This is a genomic window from Nesterenkonia sp. CL21 (assembly GCF_031705515.1).
GTDB lineage: Bacteria > Actinomycetota > Actinomycetes > Actinomycetales > Micrococcaceae > Nesterenkonia > Nesterenkonia aethiopica.
In genome coordinates this window covers 402,287-427,562 of record NZ_JAUTWR010000001.1, presented here as the reverse complement: position 1 = coordinate 427,562, position 25,276 = coordinate 402,287, and the positions used below count along the sequence as shown (strand labels likewise).

Here is a 25,276-nt window from a genome sequence, read left to right as displayed (position 1 = left end):
TGCCGACTCAGCGGGAGGACCCTGAGGCCTGCCCGTAGACGTTCTGGTAGCGGTCGTAGAGGGAGTCGATCTGCGCCTGGTCGATGCGGGGCGGCTCCCCGTGGACCCGGGCGAAGTGGACCGTGCGGGCCACCTCCTCGCACATCACGGCGGCCTTCACCGCGGCGCGGGCGTTCCGCCCCACCGTGAAGGGTCCGTGCTGGGCCATCAGCACCGCCGGCGAGCGGGACTCGCGCAGCGTCTCGACGATGCCCCGGCCGATAGAGTCGTCGCCGATGAGCGCGAACGGACCCACCGGGATGTCCCCGCCGAACTCGTCGGCCATCATGGTGAGCACGCACGGGATCGGTTCGGAGCGCGCCGCCCAGGCGGTGGCGAAGGTGGAGTGCGTGTGGACGACCCCTCCGACCTCCGGCATGTGCCGGTACACGTAGGCGTGGGCGGCCGTGTCGGACGAGGGGCGCAGCGCGTCGGCGGTGCCGTCGTCGATCTTCTCCCCGTCCAGGCTGCAGACGACCATGGTGTCGGCGGAGAGGTCATCGTAGGAGACCCCCGAGGGCTTGATGACGAACAGTTCGGGCGCGCCTTCCGCCGCGTCAGGCAGCACGACGCGCTCTGAGACATTGCCGGCGGTCCAGACCACCAGCTCGTTGCGGGGCAGCTCCGCGTGCAGCGCGGCGACCCGCTCCCGCGCACGCGCCACGGCCTCCTGGACTCGGACGCTCTGCTCGGCGAGCCGGATCATGCCGACACCTCCTGGGTCGTCGTCTGCTGGTCCCCCGGCGCGGGCTCGGCACGGACCCCCGCATGGGCCTCACGGCGGATGCGCTTCAGGCGTCGCATGATGTCATCGCCGCCGCGTCCGAAGTGGTCATGCAGGGCCTTGTACTCCGCGAACAGGGCGTCGTAGGCGGCCGCGGCCGCCGGGTCCGGTGTGTAGGCCTCCTTGATGCGCCCTCCCATGATGGGAGCCGCCGCCCGCACGTCCGCATAGGCGCCCGCCGCCACCGCGGCATGGATGGCCGATCCGAGGGCCGGCCCCTGCTCCGAGGTGATCGTGGAGATCGGCAGACGGGTGATGTCCGAGTAGAGCTGCATGAGGAAGCGGTTCTTCAGCAGCCCTCCGGCGACGACGAGCTCCCGCACCGGCACCCCGGAGGCGTCGAAGGCTTCGATGATGGTGCGGGTGCCGAAGGCCGTCGACTCCAGCAGCGCGCGGTAGACGTCCTCAGGCCGACTAGTCAGGGTCAGACCGACCACCATCCCGGAGAGCTCATGGTCGACCAGGACCGATCGGTTGCCGGAGTGCCAGTCCAGCGCCACCAGCCCGTGGGCCCCCACGGGCTGGACCTCGGCCTTCTCTGTGAGCAGCTCGTGCAGGCTCAGTCCGCGGGACTCGGCCTCCTCTGCGTACTCACCGGGCACCTGGTTGGCCACGTACCAGGCGAAGATGTCTCCCACGCCGGATTGGCCGGCCTCGTATCCCCAGGCGCCGGCGAGGATGCCGCCGTCGACGACTCCACACATGCCCGGCACCTCAGCCAGGACGTCCGCGTTCATCACATGACAGGTGGAGGTACCCATGATGGCCACCATCTGACCGGACTCGACCGCGTCGGCGGCAGGAGCCGTGACATGGGCGTCCACATTGCCCACGGCCACCGCGATGCCCTCCGGCAGTCCGGTCCAGGCGGCGGCCTGCGCGCTGAGGCCTCCCGCCCGGTCACCCAGCTGGCCGATCTGGTGGTCCAGCTTGGTCTCCACGAAGTCGGCGAACTCCGGATTGAGCGCGGCGAGGAAGTCCTTCGACGGATACTGCCCGTCCTGGCGGATGCCCTTGTAGCCGGCGGTGCAGGCGTTGCGCACGTAGCGTCCGGTCAGCTGCCAGACGATCCAGTCGGCGGCCTCCACCCAGCGGTCGACGGCGGCGTAGACCTCCGGATCCTCCTCGAGGATCTGCAGGCCCTTGGCGAACTCCCACTCGGAGGAGATGAAGCCTCCGTAGCGGCTGATCCACGATTCGCCACGGGAATGGGCGAGGTCGTTGATGCGGTCGGCCTGACCCTGTGCGGCGTGGTGCTTCCACAGCTTCGCGTAGGCGTGGGGCCGTCCCGCGAACTCGGGGACCTCATTCAGCGGCGTACCGTCAGCCGTGGTGGGCACCATGGTGCAGGCCGTGAAGTCGGTGCCGATCCCGATCACCTGCTCGGCGGACACGCCGGCGGCGCGCAGTGCGGCCGGCACCGCGTCCTTGAGCACGTCGACGTAGTCGGCAGGGTTCTGCAGCGCCCAGTCCGGAGGCAGCGGCTCGCCCTGGTGGGCGGTCAGGGCGGAGTCCATCACCGCATGACGGTACTCATGGACGGCGGTGCCGAGCTCAGCGCCATCGGCGACGCGCACCACGAGGGCGCGGCCGGAGAGTGTGCCGAAGTCGACGCCGATCACCACGGAGTCGGGAGAGGTCATCGAGTGTGCGCTCCTTCAGGATCAGGTGGGCGGGTGAGGTCAGGACGTCCGGCCCCTCCGCGGAGGGCGCATCGGCCACCCGAGACGGCGTCTCGAGGCGGGTGACGCCGGACACGACGATGTTAACGTTAACATTGTGATGTGGCCTGCGCCACCCCCACCCTGCTCCGGCGGTCGACCTCAACCCGAGGCGCGGACCACCAGGCGCGGCTGGATCAGAGACGGCCCGCGGCTCGATCCGGAGGACGCCCCTCGACGCACCCGGGGCACGGTGGCGCCGTCGGGGCCCCCCGCGCCTGCTCCGAAGAGCGCCCCGAGGGCCGCGGCCCCGGCCTCTTCGAAGGGCTGGCGGACCGTGGTCAGCGGAGGGGAGAAGAAGTCGGCGCCGTCGACGTCGTCGAAGCCGACGACCGCGACATCCTCGGGCACGCTCAGCCCAGCCTCCCGCACGGCCTGCACGACGCCGAGCGCGAGGTGGTCATTGGCCGCGAAGATCGCGTCAGGGGCCCCGCCTCCCCCCTGATCGCCGCCCTTGCGGGCGAGCACCCTGCGGGCGGCGGCATGACCGTCGGCGGCCGACCATCCCCCGGCCCGAGCCAGCGGCAGCAGCGGCAGCCCGGCGTCACGCAGCTCCTCGCGCCATCCGATGATCCGTCCCTGGGCGTCGTGGTACTCCTCCGGGCCGCAGACATGGGCGATGCGCTCCCGTCCGCCCTGCCGGAGGTGCCGCACGGCCATCCGCGCCCCGGCGACCTGGTCGATCCCGAGCACCTGCATGTCGGGGGTCTGCTCGGCGGCGGAGGCCAGCACGACCACCGGGACGGTCCGGGAGATCTGCCGTGCCGCCTCGGCCATCGCCACCACCGGGGCGATGACGACGATTCCGTCGATGCCGCGGTCGAGGAAGAATTCGAGCGCCTCGTCCACGGAGGTCGGATCCGGGTCCCGGACCACGCTCAACGCTGTCGCATAGCCGGCCTCGCGGGCGGCCTCCTCGATCGCGAGCGTCATACGGCTGGGACCGAAGGTCGAGTCGCCGGGACTCACGACGCCGATGAGTCCGGTCCGGCGGGTCTTCAGGGCCCGTGCCGTGCTGTTGCGCCGATACCCCAGGCCGCGCATCGCCTGCTCGACCCGACGTCGGGTGTCCTCGCGGACGGCGTCCGGGGTGTTGAGCACCCGAGAGACCGTCTGATGCGAGACCCCGGCCGCCCGGGCCACGTCGATCATCGACGGCGCCCGCCCGGAGGGGCGCCGGGAGCTGCTCGCCATGGGCGTGGCGCTCAGTCGGAGGGCACGGAGTCGGCATCGCCCATCAGGCGCAGGGCCACACGCAGCTTCTCTGCGGCCTCATCCATGGCCTCGGAGTCGGGTGCACTGATCGCCCGGGCGAAGTCATGGTCCGCCATCGAGTTCGAGGGCCAGACATGCACGTGAAGGTGATCGACCTCGAATCCGGCGATCGTCAGACCGGCCCTCTGCGAGCCGAAGGTCTCCACCTGGGCCTTGCCGATGCGGTGGGCGACATGCATCAGATGGGCCACCAACGAGGCGTCGGCATCGGTCCACCGGTCGATCTCCTGACGCGGGACCACCAACGTATGCCCGTAGGCCAGTGGAGCGATGCTCAGGAACGCCACGCAGACCTCGTCCTGCCAGACGAAGCGACCGGGCAGCTCTCCCTGGATGATCTTGGTGAACACGGTGCTCATGATGCGGCTCCTGTCGGGTCGGTCGGCTGACGCTCCTGCTTCGATCGTACCGGCGAGGAGGACTCTCGCACCTGGAGGATCCACGGGATGGTCTCCTCCCGCCCGGCCGGCGGGGAGCCTGCCGTCGGACCGTCCTGACCTCCGAGGCGCTCCAGCAGCAGCTCCACAGCGCGCCGCGCAGTCCACGACATGTCAGGGGCCACGGAGCTCAGCGACGGCACCGCCATCGCGGCCTCAGGGATGTCGTCGAAGCCGACCAGCAGCAGATCCTCCGGCACGCGGAGCCCTCCGTCGGCCAGGCCACGGACCGCACCGAGAGCCACCGAGTCGGTGATCGCGAACGCCGCCTCGATCGGGTCCCGGCCCGCGGCACGATCGGCGAGGATCCTCTCGGCGACCCTCCGGCCTGCGCGTCGTCCGGCCTCCATCGTGACCTCGGGGGCCTCGAAGATCAGCTCAGGACTGCAGGCGAGGCCCGCATCCTGAAGCCCTTCCCTCCAGCCTCCCAGACGCAGGCTGTGGATCGTCTGCTCGGCCGTCTCGGGCCCTCCGATGAAGGCGATGCGGCCCGCACCCTGAGCTGCCAGATGCTCGACCGCCGCCCGTGAGCCGGCATGGTTGGCCATGCTGACATGGTCTGCCGCGGTGGGATTCTCCCGCTCCCCCAGCAGGACGATCGGGAACGCCTGGCCGACGTCGAGCTTCTCCAGGTCCATGCCGACGGTGCTGAGGATGAGTCCGTCATAGTCCATCGCCTGCGAGAAGCGGATGGCGGCGACCTCGCCCGCCTCCTTGGCCCCGGTCTGTTCGACGGCCACCCGATATCCGCGCCGCTCGGCCTCCTGGGCGACGTGGGTCGCCAGCGCGGCGAAGTAGGGCACATCATGGCCGGGGACGGCCAGCCCGATGACGCCGCTGTGCCCGGACCGCAGATTCCGTGCCGAGACGTTCATCCGATAGCCGGTCTCGGCGAGCTGCCGCAGCACCCGCCGCCGAACCTCCTCGCTGACCCCGGGCCGGCCGTTGACGACGTTGGACACCGTCATGGTGGAGACCCCGGCGGCCCGCGCGACGTCGCTCATCCTCACCGTGGCCACCGCAGTGCCTCCTGTTCGCCGTCCTGCCGCCGATCACGCTCCTGGGCCGGAGCCGCGCGCACTTGGCATGCTAGCAATCTCCCGCGCCGCCCCCGCCGAGGCCCTGCGGTCAGCTGATCGCGTCCTGCATCTCTGCGTGCATCCGCTCCGCCGCCTCCGCCGGGCTCAGCCGGTCGAAGAAGACCTCGTCGCAGTAGCGGTAGGCGATGTCCTGCAGACCCGAGAAGCCCAGGGCCGGCACGGGCTCAGCCTCGCCGATCTCATCCTCGACCTCCTCGATGAACTCTGCCACGGCCAGCTCCTGGCCCTCCAGCTGGTCGAGCACCACCTCCCGACTGACCTCATTGGCCGGCAGACCACGATCCATGCCCGTGATCTCCGCGGCCTCCTCGGAGTTCACCAGGAAGTCCACGAAGGCCTGCGCCTCCTCCGGGTGCTCCGTCTGGGACGTCACCGAGAACATCATCGTGGCCTTGAACCACAGGCCGTTGTCCTCACTGCTTCCGGTGGCCGAGGGGTAGCGCAGCAGCTCGAAGTCGACGCCGGCGAGATCCGAGAGTCCCGGGACCATGTTGCTCCACCACCGACCGACGGCCTGCTCGCTCTGCTCGAAGATCGACTCCCCCGGGGCCGCATTGGACTCCTCCTGCATGATCGAGGCCGGCGGGTAAGATCCCCGTTCCACGAGCTCCTGCTGGAACTCGAGGTACTCCTCGGCGTCTTCGACGGTGAAGCCGAGCTCTCCGTCGTCGGTGGTCAGGTTCTTGCCCTGCTGCCTCAGCCAGATCTGCAGGTCCACCGTCTGCGGGACGCCACCATCACCCCAGTAGCCGTCACCGAGCGTCTCATTGAGCTCGGAGGTGAGGTCGGCGTAGTCCTCCCAGGTCCACGTCGTGTCGTCGGGGATCTCCAGCCCCGCATCCTCGAAGAGGTCCGGGTTGGCCAGGACTGCCATCGTGTTGATCCCGGTGGTGATGCCCATCAGGCCGTCCTCGGTGGTGCCGTTGTCGACCACGTCCTGCTCGAACCCGGAGGTGTCGAGGTCGTCCATCGGCAGCAGCGCACCGCGGTCGGCATATTCACGCAGGTAGGTGTCGTCCATCTGGATGACGTCGGGCGCGCCTCCTCCGGCAGTCTGCGTGGCCAGCTGATCCCAGTACCCCTCCCAGTCCGAGTACTCGGTGGAGATCGTCACATGCGGGTTCTGCTCCTCGTAGAGTGCGACGATCTCCTCGGTGAGGGCGTTGCGGTGCTCTGCGCCCCACCAGGCGAACCGCAGCGTGACGTCGCCGCCCTCCCCCGAGGCTGCCCCACCGTCGCCCCCGCAGGCGGTGAGGGCGATGACGCCGGCGCAGCCGACGGCGGCGAGGCGCGTCCAGCGGGGCCGAGGCGCCGATGGGCCGGTGTCGATGGCAGAGTTCCTGGTGGTCATGTGCTTCTCCCCTTCGATGTCCCGACGCCGACCGTGCGGACGGCGCGGACCGCTCATGCGGTGCGTCTGGTCTCGGCCCGGGCCTCCTGCAGCGGCCTTCCCCGCCAGGAGGGCCCGAGCTCCTGTGGCGTGCATCACAGGTTTATCGTGACAGTATTTGAATCGTTTCACCGCGTCAAGGGGTCGACGCGGATCCCTCGATCCAGAGATCCGCCGCCTCGGCTCATCGGACCCGGGCCTCAGCCGACCAGACGAAGACTCACATAGGAGGTGGGAGGAAGCTCCAGACGCAGCGTGCTTCCCGACCAGGTCGCCCCCTCGAAGGGCACGGGCGCCACCCGCTCCGGCTCCTCGGCCGTGTTGTGCTCCCGAGGGTCTCCTGCGGTCAGGACCGACGCCTGGCCGAGCTCCAGCGGCCCATGGCCCCGGAGCCGCAGCTCCACCGTCGCACCGGCATCAGGATCAAGGTTCGCAGCGGTCACCGTCACGGCTCCTGCCTTCGTGGAAGCCGTGGCGGTGACCGTGGGCACGACCCGCCCGTCCGCTTCTCGCTGCGCGACGTCCCCGACCGGACGCACGGGCAGATGGGCGGCGTCATGATGACCCACGTCCATCGCGAAGGCGTGATAGGTCGGGGTGAGCACCAGCCGGTGCCCGTCGGTGAGCACCATCGACTGGAGCACGTTGACCGTCTGGGCGATGTTGGCCAACCGCAGACGATCGGTGTGAGAGTGGAAGGCCTCGAAGTGGACTGCCGCCACGAGCGCGTCGCGCAGCGTGTTCTGCTGGTGCAGGAAGCCGGGATTCGTGCCGGGCTCGACGTTCCACCACGTCCCCCACTCGTCCAGGGCGAGCCCGACCTTCTTCGTCGGGTCATAGGCGTCCATCACAGCGGCATGGCCGGCGATCAGCTCCCCCACCCGGTGGGCGCGGGCCATCGTCGCCCAATACTCCCGGTCTGTGAACTCCGTGGCCGAGCCCTTGTCCATCCAGGAGCCGGACATCGTGTAGTAGTGGAAGGAGATCGCTTGGTACAGGTCCCGCGGTGCGGGGTCTCCCAGCCCGCTCGCGAGCTGCTTCATGAGCACCTCGGTCCAGGCATAGTCAGCCTCGTTGCCCCCGGCGGCCACCCGATACAGACGGTCCTTCCCGTGGTCCCGGGCATAGGTGGCATGTTGCCGGGCCAGGGTGCTGAACTGGTCCGCGGTGAGGTTTCCTCCGCAGCCCCAGGGCTCGTTGCCGATGCCGAAGAAGGTCACGTTCCAGGGCTCCTGACGCCCGTTCTCACCCCGGAGTCGGGCCATCGGCGAGTCCCCGGCGCGGGTCAGGTACTCGACCCAGTCGCTGGTCTCCTTCACGGTCCCCGAGCCGACGTTGCCGGAGATGTAGGGCTCGGTGCCGAGGAGTTCACACAGCGCCATGAACTCATGAGTGCCGAAGTGGTTGTTCTCCTCCACGTCACCCCAGTGAGTGTTGACCATCCGCGGGCGCTCACGACGGGGGCCGATCCCATCGGTCCAGTGGTATTCGTCGGCGAAGCATCCACCGGGCCACCGCAGATTCGGGATCGCGATGGCGCGCAGCGCCTCCACCACATCGGCGCGGATGCCGCCGATGTTCTCGATCTCCGAGTCCTCCCCCACCCAGAACCCGTCGTAGATGCACCTGCCCAGATGTTCGGCGAAGTGCCCGTAGACATGGCGGCTGATGGTGGGGCCTGGGACGTCGACGTCGACAACAGCCGTCAGGGCGGGGGCCGGCACAGGGTCGGGTGCGGATACGTCGGCAGGTCCCGCCGCAGTGGTCGCGGGAGAGGTCACGGGGGAGGTCATCGGTCTCCTTGGTCGGGGGTGAGTGGGTGGGAGGCGGTCACGTCCGCCTGCCGCTGAGCCTGGGCGTGGAGTCGCAGCGCCCGGGACCTCGAGAGGTAGACGGCCAGGCAGACGCTGAACAGCAGCACGCTGACCACATCCCGGGTCAGGAATGTCCCGACCACACAGGCGATCAGCCACCAGGTGACCGCGCGGCTGTGCTGGAGCTTCAACCGCCAGGCGACGACGGCGGTCAGCAGCGCCCCGAGGAGCACGGCGATGCCGTAGGTGCGCACGACGGCGGCCACCTCGGTGACCATGGACGCCGAGCCGAGGGCCTCGGCGTCCTCCAGCCCCTGGTAGCCGCTGGAGGCGAACCAATACTGATACGGAAACAGCGTCAGGACGGCCAACAGCCCGTTCCATCCGGCGGCGACGGCCAGCAGCGCCCGCTCTGCGCGGCGGCGCGGCGGACGTTCACCACGGACAGGTGCCTCATGCGCCGCGGGCCCGTCCGAGGGATCGCACGGCGCACCCGCTGCGTCCGTCACCGGAGGCCTAAAGCGGCGGAGCAGGCCCATGGCGCTCACCCCTTGATCCCGGAGGACATGCTCAGCGAGCTGACGAAGTACTTCTGGGCCACCAGGAAGAGGATCAGGGTCGGAATCATCGCCATCACCGCCGAGGCCATGAGCTGCCCTGTTCGGTCGTACTCGGCCAGCATGTTCTGCAGCAGCTGGAGCCCGGCCGTGATGGGCATCTGGTCCACGTCGTTGAACACGATCAACGGCCAGAGGAAGTCGTTCCAGGAGCCGGTGAAGGCGAACAGGAAGATGACGATGAGGATCGGCCGGATCATGGGCAGCACGATCCGGAAGAAGATCTGGAAGTCGCCGGCACCGTCGATGCGCGCGGCGTCGTCCATCTCCTTGGGGATCCCGGCGAGGAAGGCCCGCACCAGGAAGATGTTCGCCACTCCCGCCAGGCCGGGGACGATCATCGCCCACGGAGAGTTTACCCATCCCAGTCGGGACACGATCTCGTAGAGGGGAATGAGGTTCGCGATGACCGGGAACAGCGAGATGGCCAGCAGCGTGAAGAACAGGACGTCCTTGCCCGGGAAGTCCAGACGGGAGTATCCGTAGCCGGCGATGGACACCACCACGACGGTCAGCAGCGCATGCATGGTGGAGATGAACATGGAGTTCCAGAACCACCGCAGCACCGGGTACCCGGCCACATCGTTGAGCAGCGAGACGTAGTTGTCGGCCACCCATTGGGCCGGCAGCAGCCGGAAGGACTCGAAGGCGAACTCGGTGGGCGATTTGAAGGAGGTGGACAGGGCGAAGACCACCGGCAGGAGCCAGATGAGGGCCAGCGCCAGCAGCACCACGTAGGTGATGGTCAGGGCCAGCTTGGAGCGCATGGGGCTGCCGAGGGTCGAGCCCTTCCCCGGCCGAGGACGCCCCGCCACCGGGTGCGGCTGCCCGGGGACGCCATCGGCGCCGCCACGTCCGGGCGCCCGCTGGTCGGTCTGGATGACGGCCGTGTCAGACATCGGTCCTCCTGTACATGATGAAGAACTGGATCGCGGAGATCGCCATGAGCACCAGCCCGAGGAGCACGGCCATGGCGGAGGCGACGCCCGCGATCGAGGGACCGCCGCCGAAGGCCAGGTCGCGGACCTCCATCATCAGCACCGTGGTGCTGTCGGCGGGACCGCCGTTTGTGAGCATCAGCGGCTGGGCGAAGACGTTGAAGGAGACGGTGGTGGTCATCACCGTGGTGTAGAGCAGCGGCAGCCGGATCGAGGGCAGCGTGACGTTGAAGAAGGAGCGCACCGCCCCGGCGCCGTCGATGGAGGCCACTTCATAGAGCTCCTGGGGCACGGCGGAGATCGCCGAGCGATAGATGATGAGGTTGCCCCCGATGCCGGCCCAGACGGTGAGCACGAAGATCGTCGTCCAGGCCCAGGGCTGAGTCGTCGTGAAGCTGATGTCCGTGCCCAGATAGTGGTTGATCGGCCCGAACTCGCGGTTGAACACCAGGTTCCAGGCGATCGCCGCGGCGGAGACCGCGATCAGGCCGGGCACGAAGAAGATGCCCTGGAAGACATTGGCTCCCCGCAGGTCCTTGCGGGACAGCATGACAGCCAGCACCAGGGGCACAGCGATCAGCAGCGGAACGCCCACGACCACGAAGAGGATCGTGTTCCACAGGCCGTTCATGAAGATGCGGTGGAAGGCATGGTCGGTGTCGAAGAGCACCCGGAAGTTGTCCAGGCCGACCCACTGCGGATCCCCGATGAGGTTCCACTGCGTGAAGGCCACGTAGATGCCGAAGCAGGCCGGGAACAGCCCGAAGACGGCGAAGAGGACCAGGTGAGGCCCCATGAAGGGAATCGCGCGGAACCAGGTCCGCAGGCCCTGCGGGAGACGGCTCGGCGGCCGGGTCGCGCGGCGGTCGCCGCCGCGCTGCGCTCGTGCAGTCGTGGTCGTGGTCATGGTGCCTCCACCATCTCGATGCGGGCCCGGGTGGTCTCGTTCATCCGCTCGACGGCCTGCTCGATGCTGTGCCGTCCGAAGGCCACGTTCGGCGTCTCGTCCCAGATCGCCTCCCCGACGTAGGGGGCGTACTCGAAGTTGTCCGTGACCAGCAGCTCCTCATTCTCCGGACGGGTGAAGAAGGACTGGGGGTGATCCTGGTAGGCCTCGCTGTCGAACGTGTCCCGACTGGCCACGATCTGCCCCGCCTCGGCCCAGCCCAGCGAATGGGTGCGGACGAACTCCAGGAAGTCCGCGACTGCTCGATCCCGCTCGGGATCGCGGTCGTCGTCGGCCATCTGGACGAAGGCATGGGACTCAAAGTGGTTCACGGCGTTCTCCGGATCGATCTGCATGCTGTGCGTCAGGTCCCAGCTGAAGCCCTCGACGTCGTCGTGGCCGCTGATCTCCCAGGTCCCGGAGGGGTGGAAGAGCGCACGTCCGCTGCGGAAGACCTGGGCGGAGTCGGCGTCCTCCGGGGCCATCAGCCCGGCCTCCTGCATGCCCTGGATGGCTTCGAGGGCCTGCACATAGGGCTCCGCAGAGAAGTCGATGTCCTCGGCGCCGTCCCCGACGCCCTCGCCGATGTTGTACTGCCAGTTGTAGACCAGCAGGGGGGCGAAGAAGGTCGTCGTCGCGTACACCCCTTCAGGGAGCTGGCCCTCGAGATCCATGATCTCCTCGACCGTGACGAGATCGTCATCGAGGATGTGCTCGAGATCCAGGTCCTCCAGGAGTTCATCGTTGTAATACGTGACCAGGCCATGGAGGTCCAACGGCACCGCCCATTGCGCCCCGTCATACTCCCCCGCCTGCCAGGCCGGCTCCAGGTAGTTCTCCGCGGTGAGCCCGGACTCCATCTCCAGGAGCGGCTCGATCGGCGTGAGGATCTCGTTGCTCGCCAGCTCCGCAATGGCCAGATTGTGGACGAGCACGACATCGGGGATGTCAGCACCAGCCCGGGCCACCGAGTACATCCGCATGTACATGTCGTCCCGCGGCGCGGGTTGGAAGGAGACCGGAATCTCCGGGTCCGTGGCGTTGTAGTCGGCGACGATCTGCTGCATGAAGCGACCGTCGTCCCCGCTGAGCAGGTTCCAGAACTGGAGCGGCTCCTCGCCTTCTCCCTCGCCGCAGGCCGCCAGCGGCAGCACCAGGGCTGCGGCGGCGAGTCCGGCCAGGCGGGATCGTCGTCTCATGAGCTTCCCTCCGACGTGTTGTGCAGACCACAATGATTTATCGATAAAGTAATGGAGGTCACATACCGGAGTCAAGGGTGCGAGGGAGTCAGCTCGTCGGCCCGGCGCCACCCGGACGCCCCGTGAGCCGCTGTTAGGCTGGAGGGATGCCGGAGCCCACCTCACCCGAGCGAGGACGAGACCTGTGACTGCTGAGAACGCGACGACGCCCCCTGTGCGGGGGCGCTCCACCCGCCAGAAGCGGGCCGTCTGGGCCGCACTGAACTCGCTCGAGGACTTCGTCAGCGCGCAGGACCTGCACCGCATCCTCGAGGACCGCGGCGAGAAGGTCTCTCTGGCCACCGTCTATCGGATCCTGCAGGCCCATCAGGAGGAGGGCCTGGTGGACGTCCTGCGCCCGGACGACACCGAAGCGGTGTATCGGCTCTGCGCCCGCGACGAGCACCACCATCATCTGGTCTGCCGCGGCTGCGGGCTGGCAGTGGAGTTCGAGGCGCCCGACATCGAGGAATGGACGGAGACGCTGGCGAGGCAGCACCGGTTCACCGACGTGCGGCACACCCTGGAGATCTTCGGCCTCTGTGAGGCCTGCGCGGCCAGGCAGGCAGAGCAGGGCGAGAACGCCTGAGGCGGTCCCGGCCGGGCCTGCGCCGGCCCGGTCTCCGTCAGGCGCGTGCGGGAACCGTCGGCGAAGGCTCCTCGCCTGCGACACCGACTCCGGCCGGTCCGCCACCCCCAGGGCCAGCCATGACCCGGGCCGCCTGCTCCTGCCGGCGCAGACGTCGCCCCCGACCGATGAACAGACACACCAGGTAGATCATGAATGAGATCGTGGTGATGTAGGGGCTGATCGGAATCTGGCCGGTCAGGGCCAGCATGATGCCTCCGACGGCGGAGATCAGGGCGAAGACCATCGACAGCGCCACCGCCATCCCCGGGCGTGCGGTGACCTTCAGGGCCGCCGCGGCAGGGACCACGAGCAGGGAGAGCACCAGCAGGGCGCCCACGACCTGGACAGACATCGCCACTGCCCCGCCCAGCAGCACCATGAACACGAGCGACAGGGCATTCACGGGCACCCCCCGCGCCCGGGCGAGCTGAGGGTCGATCGAGGAGAAGAGCAGAGGCCGCCAGAGGAGGGCGACCACCGCGGTGATCACCAGGGCACCGATCACCAGCGTGCGGGTCTGCATATCGTCCACGCCGACGATCTGCCCCGTGAGCAGGCCGAAGCGGTTGGCAGAACGACCCTGATACAGCGACAGGAACAGGATGCCCAGCCCCAGGCCGAAGGGCATCAGCACACCGGTCACCGCACTGGTGTCCTTGTCCTTGAGGCTCAGCACGCCGATTAGCAGCGCAACGCCCACCGCGCCGATGGCCGAGCCGAGCACGACGTCCAGGCCCATGAGCAGGAACAGCGCCGCGCCCGCGAAGGAGATCTCCGCGATCCCATGCACCACCAGGGCTGTGCGACGCAGCATGATCAGCACGCCGATGACCCCGCCCATCAGGCCGAGGACCGCAGCGGTGATGACGGAGTTGCGGACCAGGCCGAACAGCTCCCAATAGCCGTCAGTGCTGAACGAGGAGGAGATCTGCTCGATCATCGGGCGGCTCCTGTCCTGCGGCCGGGCGTCGCACGCTCGGCGACGTCATGCGGGGCGGCATGCTGATGGGTCTCGTGGTCGTCGTCGTGGATGTGGGGCCCGACGCCGACCCGCGGGTCCTCCGGCGCCAGGCCGCCGGGCTCCCCGCCGTGAGCGGCGCTCGGGTCGGCACTGTGACCGGGCGCGCAGTGGTGGCCTTCGAGATGATGGGACATCACCACCAGACGCCCTCGATGCTCGATCACGTCGATGGGTGCGTCGTAGAGCTCGCTGAGCACCTCGGAGCGCATCACGTCACGGGTCGGGCCGATCCGATGTCTGCCGCGAGCGATGTAGAGCACCCGGTCCACATGCTCGACGACCGGATTGATCTCATGGGTGACGAAGACGACGGCGGCGCCACGCTCCGTGGCCTGACGTTGGATGAGGTCGGTGATGGCCTGCTGATGATGGAGGTCCAGGGAGTGCAGGGGCTCGTCGCACAGCAGCACAGCGGGATCGGAGGCCAGGGCCTGGGCGGCGCGCAGGCGCTGCTGCTCGCCCCCGGAGAGGAGCCCGACCGGCATGTCGGCATACTCGGTGGCGCCGACCTCCTCGAGAAGCCCGTCGACCCGGCGGCGTTGGGCGCGGGGGCGCATCCGGAAGCCGAAACGATGCCCGTCCAGCCCGAGTGCGACGAGGTCGCGAGCGCGCAACGGCGTCTCCGCCGGCAGAGCGTGCTGCTGAGGGATGTAGCCGACGTCGCTGCTGCCACGGCGCACGGCACGGCCGGCCACACGGACGTCGCCGGCGCTGAGCCGCTGGAGGCCCAGGAGGACCTTCAACAGCGTGGACTTGCCGGCCCCGTTGGGGCCGAGCACGGCGAGGAACTCCCCCGGGGACAGGTCCAGGTCGAGCCCCTCCCACAGCGTGCGGCCGTGGAAGGCGATGCCGGCGCCGTCGAGGGACAGCGCCGCCGAGGCACCGGCGCGATCACTCACCGGCTGCCTCCACGATCTCCTCGACCTGGTCGATGTTGTGCTCCATCCACTCGAGGTAGTCGTCGATGTCGTCAGGGAGGGTCTCGGAGAACTCCACCACCGGAACTCCGGCATCCTCAGCGGCCTGGCGGATCTGCAGAGACTGGTTGGTCTCCGTCTGCTCGTTGTAGGCGAGCATGTCGATGTCATCACCGGTGGCCGTGTCAAGCGCGTCCTGATAGATGCGCGGTGCGACGTCGTCGCCGTGCTCCACCGCCGCCAGGAACTGCTCCTCGGTGAGATCGTCGAAGCCGGCGTCGAGCAGCAGGAACTGCGAGACGGGCTCTGTGGCCAGATAGCCGAGTCCGTCGGCATCGAGGGCACGGTTCCGATCATCCAGCTCCTCGAGCTGCTGCGCAGTCGACTCAGCATTCTCCCCGTAGAGGTCGGCGTTCTCTGGAGCGAGGTCGCTCATGTGCTCGCCGAAGTCGCGGACGACCTCGGCCATCAGGGGCAGGTCGTACCAGACGTGCTCGTTCTCGTAGCTTCCCGTCCACTCGTGAGAGTGGTGGTTCTCCCCATCGATGACCTGGTAGACGAGGTCGTCCTTGCCCGCAGAGGAGGCCAGCCGGGTGATGAAAGGGTCATAGCCTCCGCCGTTGGCGATGATCACGTCCGCCTTCTCGATGCTCAGGCGGTCCTGCGGGGTTGCCTCATAGGAGTGCGGATCCATCGCCGGGTTGTCCACCATGGCGTCCACCTCGGCCGTGTCGCCGACGACCTTCTCCGCCAGATCCGAGTAGACGTCGGTGGAGGCGATGATGACCAGGCCCGTGTCCTCACCGTCGCTGGAGCCAGCGTCGTCAGCGGTCTCGCCGCCGCCCCCACAAGCAGTCAGGGTCAGGGTCACCGCCGTCAGCAGCCCGGCGGCACGCAGGGTGCCGACGCGCGTCAGTCCGGACGCTCGGCCAGCGACGGTCACGGCGGGCGCGGAGTCTGCAGAACGGCTCAGGGTCATGGTCGGACTCTCTATCTCGGAGGGTGGGTCGACCGGCGGACAGCTGCATGCCCGCGGCGCACTACAGCGTACGCCTGCTCGATGTTGAGAACAAATCTCATCTGCGCAGTGAATGCCGTCCTCTGTGGTCCGCCCGCACGCCCTCAGCCGTCCTCGCCGACCCGGTGCCGGCGGCGTGAATCCCGAGACTGGGTGGCGTCGTGGATCTCCCCCACCAGCACCTCCAGGACGTCCTCCAGGAAGAGCACACCCCGCGTCTCGCCGCCGGCGTCGATGACACGGGCCAGGTGTGAGCCCGTGCGCTGCATCTGGGCCAGACAGTCCTCGATCTCGTCCGCCGGGGCCATGTTGCCCAGCGATCGGACCGCCGTCACCGGCATGGGCTCCCCCACCTGGGACTCGGGCAGGCTCATCACGTCCTTGAGGTGGACGTACCCGGTCATCTCACCGCCCCCGTCGACGACGACGAAGCGCGAGAAGCCCGTGCGTCCCACCGCCTTCTCCACCTGCTTCGGTGTGACGTCGGCCGGCACGGTGACCACATCCTCGACAGGAACCATCACAGACTCCGCCGTGTAGTCGCCGAAGACCAGGGCACCGGCGATGACGCCGGCGTCGTCATGGACCGTCCCCCCGCGGGTCGACTCGGCCACGATCGACTGCATCTCCTCCAGCGTGAACGTCGAGACGACCTCGTCACGGGGGGTGACACCGAACAGACGCAGCACGAGATTCGCCGAGACGTTGAGCAGGACGATCACCGGCTTGAGCATCCGATAGAGGACGACCATCGGAGGCGCCAGCATGAGCACCGCGCGGTCCGCCACGGAGACGGCGAAGTTCTTCGGCACCATCTCCCCCAGCGTCACATGGAGGAAGGAGACGATCACCAGCGCCACCAGGAAGGCCACCACGGAGGCCGCCGTCGGGTTCAGGCCCAGCCACATCAGCGGCTCGGTCAGCAGATGATGGATGGCGGGCTCGGAGACCTGCAGGATCAGCAGCGAGCAGACCGTGATGCCCAGCTGAGCGATCGCCAGCATCTGCGAGACGTGCTCCATGGCATAGAGAGCGGTCCGCGCGGCCGTGGAACCGCCCTCCGCCTTCGGTTCGATCTGGCTGCGTCGAGCGCTCATCACCGCAAACTCGCCGGCGACGAAGAAGGCATTGCCCGCAAGCAGGAGGACCAGCCAGACGATCCCCATCACGTCGGAGATCATCGCGGGTCACCTCCGTTCCGGTCGGCGGCGGCGCGCATGTGCTCCGCACGCTCCGCCGCTGCCCGCCGGGCACGCTCAGCGGCGGCCTCGGCGGCTATCCGACGGGCCTCGGGATCGGGGACGAAACGGATCCTGTCGATCCGGCGCCCGTCGACCCCCGCGACGACGAGCCTGCCGCCTTCGACCTCGGTCTCGTCACCCACGCCCGCCACGCGGCCCAGGCGGTCGAGCATGAAACCCGCAGCGGTCTCGTAGGCCGGGTCCTCAGGGATGTCCAGCTCGAGGATCTGGGGGTTGATCTCATCGGGGCGGAGCAGCCCCGGGAAGTACCAGTCTCCGTCAGCGGCCTGGAGCACTCCGGGCGTGAGCCGGTCATGCTCGTCGGCGACCTCACCGACGATCTCCTCGATCAGGTCCTCCAGGGTGACGACGCCTGCCGTGCCCCCGTACTCGTCGACGACGACGGCGACCTGCAGCGGAGCCTCCCGGAGCACCGAGAGCAGCGAGTCCAGATGGATGGTCTCAGGGATCCGCGTGATCTCGGTCATCACGGTCGCGGCCACCAACCCGGCGCGCTTGTCACGCGGCACGGCCACGGCCTTCTTCAGATGGGCGATGCCACGGACGTCGTCCACGGACTCCCCCAGCACGGGGAACCGGGAGTAGCCGGTGCGCCGGGCGACATCGATGAGCTCGGTCAGCGGGGCCTCTGCGTCCACGGTCACCATACGCGGCCGCGGCGACATCACGTCCGCGGCTGTGCGCTCCGAGAACCGCAGGGTCCGGTCCAGATAGGCCGCGGTGCCCTCGTCGAGGGTGCCCAGCATGGCGGAGCGGCGCACCATCGAGGACAGCTCCTCCGGGGTGCGGGCGCCCGAGAGCTCCTCCTTGACCTCCAGGCCGAAGCGGTGGAGGACCTGGTTGGAGAATCCGTTGAGCACCACGATCAGCGGGCGGAAGATCGCGGTGAAGACCAGCTGCGGGCGGGCCAGCGCACGCCCGATCGCGAAGGCCTCGGCGATGGCGAGGTTTTTCGGGACCAGCTCGCCCAGGAGCATGGTCACCAGCGTCGCGATCGCCATGGCGATCGTCAGCGAGACGGCGCCGACCGCCTGGTCGGGCACGCCCAGCATGTCCAACGGACCGGCGAGGAGCACCCCGAGGGCAGGTTCGGCCACATACCCGGTCAGCAGCGTGGTAAGCGTGATGCCCAGCTGACAGCTCGACAGCTGGGTGGACAGCGACTTCAGGCAGCGCATCAGCGGCACCGCCCGGCGATCGCCGTCGTCGATGGCGCGCTGGACCGTCGGCTGGTCGAGGGCTACGAGGGAGAATTCGACGGCGACGAAGAATCCGGTGCCCAGGATGAGCAAGAGTCCGACGCCCAGGAGAATCCATTCCACGGGGTCAGCTGCACCTCCGCGACTCCGCGGACCGGCATACGGACGCCGGAGCACGGTCGGGGAAGCGGGGTGGTCCGGAACGGCTGCGGGCCGAGGCCCTGCAACCGGTGGACGGGACCGGAAGGCGAGCAGGAACAGTGAGAATCAGGCGCGAGCCCGGTTGTCGACACTCCATAAGACTTCGCAGTGTAGCGCGGGACGCCGGGGCCGCACCACTGCGTCCCCCGGCGCTGCGCCTCCGCCGCCCGGATCACCACGTCGTGGGGACCGGCTTGCCCTCCTCGTAGCCTGCCGCCGACTGCACACCTGCGACCGCCTGCTCGCGGAAGCGCGGCAGATCCCGGGCGCCCGCATAGGTCATCGACGAACGCACCCCGGCGGTGATCGAGTCCAGCAGGTCCTCCACACCCGGCCGCTGCGGGTCCAGGTACATCTTCGAGGTGGAGATCCCCTCCTCGAAGAGACTCTTCCGAGCACGGGAGAAGGCGTCCTCACCGGCGGTGCGATGCTGGACGGCCCGGGCGGAGGCCATGCCGTAGCTCTCCTTGTACCGGCGCCCGTCGGCTTCGGCGATGAGATCACCGGGGCTCTCGAACGTCCCGGCGAACCAGGAGCCGACCATGACCTGCGAGGCACCGGCGGCCAGCGCCAGTGCGATGTCCCGCGGGTGCCGCACACCGCCGTCCGCCCAGATGTGCCGTCCCAGCTCGCGGGCCGCGGCCGCACATTCGAGCACCGCGGAGAACTGCGGCCGCCCCACGGCCGTCATCATGCGGGTGGTGCACATCGCCCCGGGCCCCACCCCGACCTTGACGATGTCCGCGCCGGCGGCGACCAGGTCGCGCACCCCCTCAGGGGTCACCACATTGCCCGCGACCACGGGGACCGTAAGACCGCCCTCGGCGTGGGAGTCCACCACGGCGCGGACGGCCCGCAGCGCCTCGAACATCTTGCGCTGGTGGCCGTGGGCGGTGTCGACCACCAGCACGTCCACACCGGCGTCGAGCAGCGACTCCGCCCGCCCCGCGACATCCCCGTTGATCCCGACGGCGGCGGCGACCTTCAGCCGTCCCGCCGAGTCCAGGTTGGGGGCGAAGAGGGTGGAGCGCAGCGCACCGCGCGGCGTCAGCACGCCGGCCAGGGTGCCGTCGGAGGTGGTCACCGGCGCGTAGTCGCAGCCGAGCTCGTCCATGGCCAGGAAGGCCTGCCGGAGCCCGGCGTCCAGAGCCTCGGCGTCCTGGGCGCCGGCCTGCTCCTGAAGCCCCAGCTCGGCCGTGGTGAACCGCACCTGCGGCATGCGCATCACCGAACCGACGGAGGAGAAGCGGTCACGTCCCTCGCCGTCCTCGGCGGTGACGATCCCCGCCAGGCGCAGGTCCTCGTCCACCACGCAGACCGAACGATGGTTCCGCTTGTCCAACAGGTGCAGCACGTCGAGGATCGTGTCCTGGGGGCCGACCTTCAGCGGCGTCTCGAAGACCGGGTGGCAGGACTTCACCCATTCGGTGACCTGCCGGATCACCTCCAGCGGGATGTCCTGAGGCAGCACTCCGAGTCCGCCGCGGCGCGCCATCGTCTCGACCATGCGCCGGCCGGTCACCGCCGTCATGTTCGCCGCGACCAGCGGAATGGTCGATCCGGTGCCGTCGTCGGCAGAGATGTCCACCTCCATCCGCGACATCGCCTCGGACCGGGAGGGGACGAGGAAGACGTCGGCGTACGTCAGGTCGGTGGTGGGCTCGTTGAGGAACTTCATGGGGGTGGTCGTCCGCCCTTCGGGGTCTCGCGCTCGCGCCGCGGGGACACCGCCCCTCTGAGGACGTGTCGCACGGCATCAGACACGATACCGCGCACGGTGGCGGCTCCGTCAGGAAAGTCACTATGCTGGGACGAGGTGACCGAGAGGGTCTCCGGCCAGCCGGGGCGAGAGCCCGGCGGACGGCGAGGACGCCGTCGTCGTGACCCTCCTGGTGGGAATATCGCACCGCCGGCCGAGCATCTCGGCCGGACATGCACGCGCACGGTGCGGCGAACCGACACAACACATATGGAAGAGGCGTATCCACAGTGCCAGAGCTAACGTCCAGCCGTCTCGCGGAGGAGTTCCCCGGAAACGAATGGTTGGTCGCCGACATATACGACAAGTACAAGGCGGACCCGGACTCCGTGGACCGCAAGTGGGCTGACATCTTCCGTCGACTCGAGGGCGAGTCCCCCGCCGAAGACGCTCAGGCAGGCAACGGCGCCTCCGGAAGCTCCGCCCCCGCCTCCTCCGCCTCGTCGACCCCGGCCGGCGGCTCCGGCAACGGCACCGCAGCCGAACGTCGGGCCGCTGCGACGAACCAGCAGGACTCCCGGCAGGAGAGCACCCCGATGACGGCCACGCCCGCCGAGCCGGAGCACCAGCAGAAGCCCGCCACGGAGAAGTCCCCCACCGGCACCCGCCCCGTGGCGCCCAAGCAGCCCACCACCAAGAAGTCCAAGGACTCCGGTACCACTCCCATCCCCTCCGAGCCCTCCGACTCGCGGGGCGACGAGGCGCCGAAGGAGACGAAGCAGGACGAGGTCACCGTCCTGAAGGGGATGTCCAAGGCCATCGCCGCCAACATGGACGCCTCCCTGTCCGTGCCGACGGCGACCACGGTGCGGGCCGTGCCCGCGAAGTTGCTGATCGACAACCGCGTGGTCATCAACAACCACCTCAAGCGCACCCGGGGCGGCAAGGTCTCCTTCACCCACATCATCGGCTACGCCATGGTCAAGGCGCTGCGCGCCCACCCGTCGATGAACGTCACCTACACCGTCAAGGACGGCAAGCCCGCCGCCGTGCAGCCCGCGCATGTGAACTTCGGGCTCGCGATCGACATGCCCCGGCCCGACGGCACGCGCGCCCTGGTGGTGCCCAACATCAAGGGCGCCGAGGACATGAGCTTCACCGACTTCTGGGCGGCCTACGACGACGTCGTCAAGCGCGCCCGGGACAACAAGCTCACGCCCGACGACTACGCCGGCACCACGGTCTCCCTGACCAACCCCGGCGGCATCGGCACCGTGCACTCCGTGCCCCGGCTCTCCCAGGGGCAGGCCTGCATCGTCGGCGTCGGTGCCCTCGAGTACCCGGCCGAGTTTCAGGGCGCCTCTGAGAAGACGCTGAACAAGCTCGCCGTCTCCAAGGTCATCACGCTGACCTCCACGTATGACCACCGGGTGATCCAGGGCGCCGGCTCCGGCGAGTTCCTGAAGACCATCCACCAGCTGCTCCTGGGCGAGGACGGCTTCTACGACGAGATCTTCGAGGCGCTGCGCATCCCGTACCGTCCCGTCCGCTGGTCGGCTGACATCCAGGTCAACCCTGAGGACCAGATCAACAAGGTCGCCCGGATCCAGCAGCTGATCCACGCCTACCGGGTGCGCGGCCACCTCATGGCCTCGGTGGACCCGCTGGAGTACCGGATGCGGGAGCACCCGGACCTCGAGATCGAGTCTCACGGCCTGACCCTGTGGGACCTGGACCGCGACTGGCCCACAGGAGGGTTCGGCGGCAAGCAGATGCTGCCGCTGCGCAACATCCTCGGCGTGCTGCGGGACACCTACTGCCGCAACACGGGCATCGAGTACATGCACATCCAGTCTCCGGAGGAACGCCAGTGGTTCCAGGACGAGATCGAGCACCCCTACTCGAAGCCGTCGCGTGACGAGCAGTTCCGCATCCTGGGACGCCTCAACGCCGCCGAGGCCTTCGAGACCTTCCTGCAGACGAAGTTCGTCGGGCAGAAGCGTTTCTCCCTGGAGGGCGGCGAGTCGCTGATCCCGCTGATGGACGTGATCCTCTCCGAAGCCGCCGACGAGGGACTCGACGAGGTGGCCATCGGCATGGCGCACCGAGGTCGTCTCAACGTCCTCGCCAACATCGCGGGCAAGACGTACGCGCAGATCTTCCGCGAGTTCGAGGGCCGCGAGGCGGGCATCGGTTCGGGCGACGTGAAGTACCACCTCGGCACGCGCGGCTCGTTCACCTCTGACCGTGGCAATTCGACCAGCGTCTACCTGGCTGCGAACCCCTCCCACCTGGAGGCGGTCAACCCGGTGCTCGAAGGCATCGTGCGTGCCCAGCAGGACCGCCTGGACAGAGGACCCGATGGCCTGAGCTCCTTCTCGGTGCTGCCGCTGCTGGTGCACGGCGACGCCGCGTTCGCCGGGCAGGGCGTGGTCGCCGAGACGCTGAACCTGTCCCAGCTGCGCGGCTACCGCACCGGCGGCACCGTCCACGTGGTGGTCAACAACCAGGTCGGCTTCACCACCGCGCCGCAGTCGGGCCGTTCGATGACCTACTGCACGGACATGGCCAAGGCCATCCAGGCCCCGATCTTCCATGTCAACGGGGATGACCCGGAGTCGGTCGCGCGTGTGGCCTCGCTGGCCTTCCAGTACCGGCAGCGGTTCAACAAGGACGTCGTGATCGACCTCGTCTGCTACCGCCGCCGTGGCCACAACGAGGGCGACGACCCGGCGATGACCCAGCCGAAGATGTACAACCTCATCGAGGCCAAGCGGTCGACCCGTCGGCTCTACACGGAGAATCTGGTCGGTCGTGGCGACATCACCCAGGACGAGGCGGACCAGGCTCTGCAGGACTTCCGCCAGCGCCTGGAGCGTGTCTTCACCGAGACCCACGCGGCTCAGACCCAGCCGGTCTCGACCGTCAGCGTGCCCAGCGGCGGCGGCGACATCGTCGCCCCGACGGCCTCGGAGCTGGAGGAGGACACCCCGATCCGGGCTGCGGACGACACCGCGGTCTCCGAGGAGTCGCTGGCACACATCGGCGAGGTGCACACCAACATCCCGGACGGCTTCACCGCCCACCCGAAGCTGAAGTCCCTGCTGGAGAAGCGGGCGAAGATGGCCCGCGAAGGCGGCATCGACTGGGGCTTCGCCGAGATCGCGGCCTTCGGCTCGCTGCTGATGGAGGGCATCGAGGTCCGCATGGCCGGTCAGGACTCACGGCGCGGGACCTTCGTCCAGCGGCACGCGGTGTTCCACGACCGGGTCAACGGCGACGAGTGGTACCCGCTGAAGAACCTGACCGAGGACCAGGCGCGGTTCTTCATCTACGACTCGCTGCTCTCCGAGTATGCGGCCCTGGGCTTCGAGTACGGCTACTCGGTGGAGAACCCCCAGGCCCTGGTGCTGTGGGAGGCCCAGTTCGGCGACTTCGTCAACGGCGCGCAGACGGTGATCGACGAGTTCATCGCCACCGCCGAGCAGAAGTGGGGCCAGCGCTCCTCGGTCGTGATGCTGCTGCCGCACGGCTATGAGGGCCAGGGCCCGGACCACTCCTCCGGTCGGCCGGAGCGCTTCCTGCAGCTGTGCGCGGAGGACAACATGACCGTGGTCATGCCCTCCACCGGTGCGAACTACTTCCACCTGCTGCGCCGTCAGGCGGTGGCACGGCCCCGCCGGCCGCTGGTGGTGTTCTCCCCCAAGCAGCTGCTGCGTCTCAAGGCCGCCGCGAACTCCGTCGAGGACTTCACCACCGGCACCTTCCGTGAGGTCATCGGAGACGACGGCGTCGACAAGTCCCAGGTCAAGCGCGTGCTGATCACCTCGGGGAGGCTGTACTACGACCTCGTGGCCACGCGGGCCAAGCACGACGACCAGACGACGGCGATCGTGCGGCTCGAGCAGCTCTACCCCCTGCCGGTGGACCAGCTGCGCGAGGAGCTGGACTCCTACCCCGCCGACGCCGAGTTCATCTACGCGCAGGACGAGCCCGTCAACCAGGGTCCCTGGCCCTTCCTGGGGCTCAGCCTGGTGCCGCTGCTCGACCAGGAGCTTCAGCTGGTCTCCCGCGGGGAGTCCGCGGCCACGTCCGTCGGTCAGGCCCGGCGTCACGCCAAGGAGCTGGAGACGCTGCTCGCCCAGGCCTTCCCGCACCTGGACCTGTGAACGACGATCGCCGCTGAACGACGGAGGCCGCCGACCCGGAGACCGGGTCGGCGGCCTCCGTCGTTCCGGGGCCGCGACGATCTGTCCCCGTGGCGCGTCCGAGGCCGGCCCGGCGGCTCGGACGCGGTAACGTCAGGGGAGGAAAAGTCGGTGTCCGCCGGCCCTCCCCCGGGTTCCCGGGATCGGATGGCCACACAGAGGAAGGGACGACGTGGAACGCAGCATCAGAATCGTCGCCGTCGGCAATGAGCTGCTCACCGGAACTGGTGATCCCCGCGCACTGGGATGGCTGGGACGGGTGCTGGCGAAGACGCCCACCGAGGCGGTGCACCTGGAACACTATGTCCTCGCCATGCCCGGCGAGGGGACGGAGGCGCTGTCCCACCGCTGGCAGGCCGAGGCCGCACCACGCTTCTCGGAGGGCGCGGAGAACCATCTGATCGTCGCACTCAACGACATCGACCTGGACAGCACCTCCTCGTCGGCCCGTTCCCGACTCAACCTGGCCAACATCCTGGACCGGGCCAGTCAGGAGGGGATCCGGTGCCTGGTCGTGGGACCCGTCCCGGGGCTGGACCCCGAACGGAACCAGCGACTGGCGGAGCTCAACGTCGCGTACCAGGACGTGGCGTCGCGCCGCTCCCACGTCTACGTCGACACGTTCTCGCCGCTGGTCCAGCATGACCAGTGGCGCCATGATCTCGCAGCCAACGACGGCGCCCCCGGCCAGGCCGGCTACGGGCTGATCGCCTGGCTGGTCCTCCACCGGGGGTGGTTCCAGTGGCTGGGCCTGCGCGAGCCCTCTGCGTGAGACCCGCCGGCGCGGAGCACCACCTCCCCGGGCACCGCACCGATGGCCC

20 protein-coding genes are annotated in these 25,276 nt (G+C 68.8%); 3 read left to right on the top strand and 17 right to left on the bottom strand.

Annotated features, from left to right (window positions below; all coding sequences use genetic code 11):
* Positions 1 to 7: 7 nt before the first annotated feature.
* The 11 genes from Q7C18_RS01885 to Q7C18_RS01835 form a co-directional block, all read right to left on the bottom strand.
* Positions 8 to 745 carry an L-ribulose-5-phosphate 4-epimerase gene (locus tag Q7C18_RS01885; RefSeq protein ID WP_311023864.1) on the bottom strand — a complete coding sequence of 246 codons (738 nt, stop codon included), beginning with the start codon at positions 743 to 745 and terminating at the stop codon, positions 8 to 10.
* Complete coding sequence (gene araB, locus Q7C18_RS01880; protein WP_311023862.1) at positions 742 to 2,466, bottom strand: ribulokinase; 1,725 nt, start codon at positions 2,464 to 2,466, stop codon at positions 742 to 744. The genes Q7C18_RS01885 and araB overlap by 4 nt, the downstream gene beginning before the upstream one ends.
* 180 nt (positions 2,467 to 2,646) lie before the next feature.
* Positions 2,647 to 3,738 carry a LacI family DNA-binding transcriptional regulator gene (locus Q7C18_RS01875; RefSeq protein WP_311023860.1) on the bottom strand — a complete coding sequence of 364 codons (1,092 nt, stop codon included), beginning with the start codon at positions 3,736 to 3,738 and terminating at the stop codon, positions 2,647 to 2,649.
* Positions 3,739 to 3,749: 11 nt separating this feature from the next.
* Positions 3,750 to 4,178 carry an HIT family protein gene (locus Q7C18_RS01870; RefSeq protein WP_311023858.1) on the bottom strand — a complete coding sequence of 143 codons (429 nt, stop codon included), beginning with the start codon at positions 4,176 to 4,178 and terminating at the stop codon, positions 3,750 to 3,752.
* Positions 4,175 to 5,275 (bottom strand): LacI family DNA-binding transcriptional regulator, encoded by a 1,101-nt coding sequence (locus tag Q7C18_RS01865; protein ID WP_311023856.1) that lies wholly within the window; start codon positions 5,273 to 5,275, stop codon positions 4,175 to 4,177. The genes Q7C18_RS01870 and Q7C18_RS01865 overlap by 4 nt, the downstream gene beginning before the upstream one ends.
* Positions 5,276 to 5,384: 109 nt before the next feature.
* Entirely contained in the window at positions 5,385 to 6,707 is a 1,323-nt protein-coding gene (locus Q7C18_RS01860; RefSeq protein WP_070161774.1) for an ABC transporter substrate-binding protein, read from the bottom strand.
* A 239-nt stretch (positions 6,708 to 6,946) separates the two neighbouring features.
* Positions 6,947 to 8,539, bottom strand: a complete 1,593-nt coding sequence (locus Q7C18_RS01855) for an alpha-L-arabinofuranosidase C-terminal domain-containing protein (RefSeq protein WP_311023853.1) — start codon at positions 8,537 to 8,539, stop codon at positions 6,947 to 6,949.
* Positions 8,536 to 9,069, bottom strand: coding sequence for a hypothetical protein (locus Q7C18_RS01850; protein WP_070161730.1), 534 nt, complete (start codon positions 9,067 to 9,069; stop codon positions 8,536 to 8,538). The genes Q7C18_RS01855 and Q7C18_RS01850 overlap by 4 nt, the downstream gene beginning before the upstream one ends.
* A 35-nt stretch (positions 9,070 to 9,104) precedes the next feature.
* The gene (locus Q7C18_RS01845) at positions 9,105 to 10,076 is read right to left on the bottom strand and encodes a carbohydrate ABC transporter permease (protein ID WP_311023850.1); all 972 of its coding nucleotides are present in this window, start codon (positions 10,074 to 10,076) and stop codon (positions 9,105 to 9,107) included.
* Positions 10,069 to 11,022, bottom strand: a complete 954-nt coding sequence (locus tag Q7C18_RS01840) for a sugar ABC transporter permease (protein ID WP_311023848.1) — start codon at positions 11,020 to 11,022, stop codon at positions 10,069 to 10,071. The genes Q7C18_RS01845 and Q7C18_RS01840 overlap by 8 nt, the downstream gene beginning before the upstream one ends.
* Positions 11,019 to 12,260 (bottom strand): extracellular solute-binding protein, encoded by a 1,242-nt coding sequence (locus Q7C18_RS01835; protein ID WP_070161732.1) that lies wholly within the window; start codon positions 12,258 to 12,260, stop codon positions 11,019 to 11,021. The genes Q7C18_RS01840 and Q7C18_RS01835 overlap by 4 nt, the downstream gene beginning before the upstream one ends.
* A gap of 184 nt (positions 12,261 to 12,444) precedes the next feature.
* Between Q7C18_RS01835 and Q7C18_RS01830 the strand changes: the two genes are divergently transcribed.
* Positions 12,445 to 12,888 carry a Fur family transcriptional regulator gene (locus Q7C18_RS01830; RefSeq protein ID WP_070161734.1) on the top strand — a complete coding sequence of 148 codons (444 nt, stop codon included), beginning with the start codon at positions 12,445 to 12,447 and terminating at the stop codon, positions 12,886 to 12,888.
* Positions 12,889 to 12,925: 37 nt separating this feature from the next.
* Here Q7C18_RS01830 and Q7C18_RS01825 read toward each other — a convergent pair whose 3' ends face one another.
* From Q7C18_RS01825 to Q7C18_RS01800, 6 genes are all read right to left on the bottom strand, one after another.
* Positions 12,926 to 13,870, bottom strand: coding sequence for a metal ABC transporter permease (locus Q7C18_RS01825; RefSeq protein WP_311023845.1), 945 nt, complete (start codon positions 13,868 to 13,870; stop codon positions 12,926 to 12,928).
* Positions 13,867 to 14,850: a metal ABC transporter ATP-binding protein gene (locus tag Q7C18_RS01820; protein WP_237089925.1), complete on the bottom strand. Its 984-nt coding sequence runs from the start codon at positions 14,848 to 14,850 to the stop codon at positions 13,867 to 13,869. Before Q7C18_RS01820 ends, Q7C18_RS01825 begins: the two co-directional genes overlap by 4 nt.
* Positions 14,843 to 15,847 carry a metal ABC transporter solute-binding protein, Zn/Mn family gene (locus Q7C18_RS01815; protein ID WP_311023842.1) on the bottom strand — a complete coding sequence of 335 codons (1,005 nt, stop codon included), beginning with the start codon at positions 15,845 to 15,847 and terminating at the stop codon, positions 14,843 to 14,845. Before Q7C18_RS01815 ends, Q7C18_RS01820 begins: the two co-directional genes overlap by 8 nt.
* 143 nt (positions 15,848 to 15,990) lie before the next feature.
* Positions 15,991 to 17,067 carry a hemolysin family protein gene (locus Q7C18_RS01810; RefSeq protein ID WP_311023840.1) on the bottom strand — a complete coding sequence of 359 codons (1,077 nt, stop codon included), beginning with the start codon at positions 17,065 to 17,067 and terminating at the stop codon, positions 15,991 to 15,993.
* On the bottom strand, positions 17,064 to 18,470 hold the full coding sequence (locus Q7C18_RS01805) for a hemolysin family protein (RefSeq protein WP_070161739.1): 1,407 nt from the start codon (positions 18,468 to 18,470) through the stop codon (positions 17,064 to 17,066). Before Q7C18_RS01805 ends, Q7C18_RS01810 begins: the two co-directional genes overlap by 4 nt.
* Before the next feature lie 250 nt (positions 18,471 to 18,720).
* Entirely contained in the window at positions 18,721 to 20,226 is a 1,506-nt protein-coding gene (locus tag Q7C18_RS01800; protein ID WP_311023839.1) for a GuaB1 family IMP dehydrogenase-related protein, read from the bottom strand.
* A 311-nt stretch (positions 20,227 to 20,537) separates the two neighbouring features.
* On the opposite strand from Q7C18_RS01800, the gene Q7C18_RS01795 reads away from it, so the two are divergent.
* Positions 20,538 to 24,416 (top strand): multifunctional oxoglutarate decarboxylase/oxoglutarate dehydrogenase thiamine pyrophosphate-binding subunit/dihydrolipoyllysine-residue succinyltransferase subunit, encoded by a 3,879-nt coding sequence (locus tag Q7C18_RS01795; RefSeq protein WP_311023838.1) that lies wholly within the window; start codon positions 20,538 to 20,540, stop codon positions 24,414 to 24,416.
* A gap of 211 nt (positions 24,417 to 24,627) precedes the next feature.
* A complete protein-coding gene (locus Q7C18_RS01790; RefSeq protein ID WP_311023836.1) occupies positions 24,628 to 25,227 on the top strand; it encodes a GDSL-type esterase/lipase family protein in 600 nt (199 codons plus the stop codon).
* Positions 25,228 to 25,276: the final 49 nt, after the last annotated feature.

Bases quoted from the DNA above. Each gene is read 5' to 3' on its own strand.
- Q7C18_RS01875 (WP_311023860.1), bottom strand. From the start codon at position 3,738: ATGGCGAGCAGCTCCCGGCGCCCCTCCGGGCGGGCGCCGTCGATGATC.
- Q7C18_RS01860 (WP_070161774.1), bottom strand. From the start codon at position 6,707: ATGACCACCAGGAACTCTGCCATCGACACCGGCCCATCGGCGCCTCGG.
- Q7C18_RS01815 (WP_311023842.1), bottom strand. From the start codon at position 15,847: ATGACCCTGAGCCGTTCTGCAGACTCCGCGCCCGCCGTGACCGTCGCT.
- Q7C18_RS01810 (WP_311023840.1), bottom strand. From the start codon at position 17,067: ATGATCTCCGACGTGATGGGGATCGTCTGGCTGGTCCTCCTGCTTGCG.
- Q7C18_RS01840 (WP_311023848.1), bottom strand. From the start codon at position 11,022: ATGACCACGACCACGACTGCACGAGCGCAGCGCGGCGGCGACCGCCGC.
- Q7C18_RS01825 (WP_311023845.1), bottom strand. From the start codon at position 13,870: ATGATCGAGCAGATCTCCTCCTCGTTCAGCACTGACGGCTATTGGGAG.
- Q7C18_RS01800 (WP_311023839.1), bottom strand. From the start codon at position 20,226: ATGAAGTTCCTCAACGAGCCCACCACCGACCTGACGTACGCCGACGTC.
- araB (WP_311023862.1), bottom strand. From the start codon at position 2,466: ATGACCTCTCCCGACTCCGTGGTGATCGGCGTCGACTTCGGCACACTC.
- Q7C18_RS01835 (WP_070161732.1), bottom strand. From the start codon at position 12,260: ATGAGACGACGATCCCGCCTGGCCGGACTCGCCGCCGCAGCCCTGGTG.
- Q7C18_RS01870 (WP_311023858.1), bottom strand. From the start codon at position 4,178: ATGAGCACCGTGTTCACCAAGATCATCCAGGGAGAGCTGCCCGGTCGC.
- Q7C18_RS01845 (WP_311023850.1), bottom strand. From the start codon at position 10,076: ATGTCTGACACGGCCGTCATCCAGACCGACCAGCGGGCGCCCGGACGT.
- Q7C18_RS01855 (WP_311023853.1), bottom strand. From the start codon at position 8,539: ATGACCTCCCCCGTGACCTCTCCCGCGACCACTGCGGCGGGACCTGCC.
- Q7C18_RS01885 (WP_311023864.1), bottom strand. From the start codon at position 745: ATGATCCGGCTCGCCGAGCAGAGCGTCCGAGTCCAGGAGGCCGTGGCG.